Here is a 1,419-nt window from a genome sequence, read left to right on the forward strand (position 1 = left end):
ACATTCGGCTTCCACAAGCTGCATCTAAAATGTACATATGCCATGCTCTGAATTTAATTTGTCTGTTCATTATCGTCACTCCTCCACACTATTTCGTAAATCAAACATAAACGTTTGGAACTTAGCTTTATTAAATTGATAAAGCTTTTCGTTTGCTCCGAAGGGTCTCTCAAATGATAATCTATCGCTATGGAAGGACAAGTAACCACTGTTATCAAGTTTTTTATCATAATATTCTGAATAGTCATTGCCAAATCCAGACACATCATGATAAGTTAGCGACTTCCAAGCAATCTTGCCAGCTTCTTCAAGTGCTTCATAAAGCTCTTTTGTGATCCTAAATTCATCATTTGATGAAAGCAAGGTTACGTTGTGTGGCTTGGCTACGATTCTTAGTTTTCCAGCATTAAACTCTTTCATTTGTCTTCCCCCACTTGATAATTGCCATAAATCAAAGCAAGCATTACCTGTGCTTCTTTCAAATTGTATGGGAAGTAGTCATCGCTCCATTTTTTGAAGCCATCACTTACTGGTAGCCAATCCATTACCTGCTCACAATCTTCTTTGCACTTTTCTTCATCTCTGGCAAAAATGTATTCTAATGCTCCTTGGAAAGTTAAACCATTTTCCATTTCTTCTGCAAAATACTCAATTCTGTCGGCAACTGGTTTAGGAAAAATAATCTTTGGTGGAACGCACTTGCCATCTTTAACCGACCAGCCATAGATGCTTTTTAGTAGCGGATCATATGTTTCTGCAAACGATTTTTCAATGTCTTTGTCAATATTTCTTTTAGTATTCTTATTCATGTTGTGCCTCCAATAGTTCTGGGTTCTCGTGTACGTTGCCAATGACTTCAATGATTGGTGGGGTATACAACATGATTCGATTCTTAAAATCCCCCAGCCAGAAAGAACCCCATTTAAAATTGACAACTTCTATCACACTACTGCCAATATAGCCGTCATCTCTATCAGGTTCTTGATCGTAACCATGAACGACATCGCCTTCGTAGATTTCCTTGCCATTGGCATCTTTCAGTCCGGTGTACTGTTCAACGATTACATCATCTGGTTGACCATAACTATATCCAATCTTATTAAATGTGGTTTGAACGTAATGGTTTTTCAAATTAATTTGGATAACTTGTTCCATCTCTTTTGTTACTGAGTTCCACGATCTAAATTTAGTTTCTCTACTCATTTATGCCATCCTCCCTAATATTCCTCAAATATGCCGTTCTTAGCGTCGTACTCGGCGATTACCACCGGTGTCTGATACTTGGCCATGAACATCTTCATACGCAAGACAGACGCTCTGGTTAACGTTGCACGACTGCCTTTCACATCCACCACGCTGACCAAATTACCGTGTTCGTATATGCTGAAATCTGGCGTATAGGTGCAACCACGGACATGC

The 1,419-nt window shown here is 39.0% G+C and carries 4 protein-coding genes; all 4 read right to left on the reverse strand.

Annotated features, from left to right (window positions below):
- Positions 1-75: 75 nt before the first annotated feature.
- A complete protein-coding gene (locus tag KTE19_RS11665; RefSeq protein ID WP_217342344.1) occupies positions 76-420 on the reverse strand; it encodes a hypothetical protein in 345 nt (114 codons plus the stop codon).
- Positions 417-809 carry a hypothetical protein gene (locus KTE19_RS11670; protein ID WP_217342345.1) on the reverse strand — a complete coding sequence of 131 codons (393 nt, stop codon included), beginning with the start codon at positions 807-809 and terminating at the stop codon, positions 417-419. The genes KTE19_RS11665 and KTE19_RS11670 overlap by 4 nt, the downstream gene beginning before the upstream one ends.
- Complete coding sequence (locus KTE19_RS11675) at positions 802-1,203, reverse strand: YopX family protein (RefSeq protein ID WP_217342346.1); 402 nt, start codon at positions 1,201-1,203, stop codon at positions 802-804. Before KTE19_RS11675 ends, KTE19_RS11670 begins: the two co-directional genes overlap by 8 nt.
- A 14-nt stretch (positions 1,204-1,217) precedes the next feature.
- A partial coding sequence (locus KTE19_RS14055) for a DUF1064 domain-containing protein (protein ID WP_249778652.1) occupies positions 1,218-1,419 on the reverse strand: 202 nt, incomplete at its 5' end.

It is taken from the genome of Lentilactobacillus dabitei, assembly GCF_019061365.1.
GTDB classification, from domain to species: domain Bacteria; phylum Bacillota; class Bacilli; order Lactobacillales; family Lactobacillaceae; genus Lentilactobacillus; species Lentilactobacillus dabitei.

Coding starts and splice junctions, on each gene's coding strand:
- KTE19_RS11665 (WP_217342344.1), bottom strand. CDS start 420: ATGAAAGAGTTTAATGCTGGAAAACTAAGAATCGTAGCCAAGCCACAC.
- KTE19_RS11670 (WP_217342345.1), bottom strand. CDS start 809: ATGAATAAGAATACTAAAAGAAATATTGACAAAGACATTGAAAAATCG.
- KTE19_RS11675 (WP_217342346.1), bottom strand. CDS start 1,203: ATGAGTAGAGAAACTAAATTTAGATCGTGGAACTCAGTAACAAAAGAG.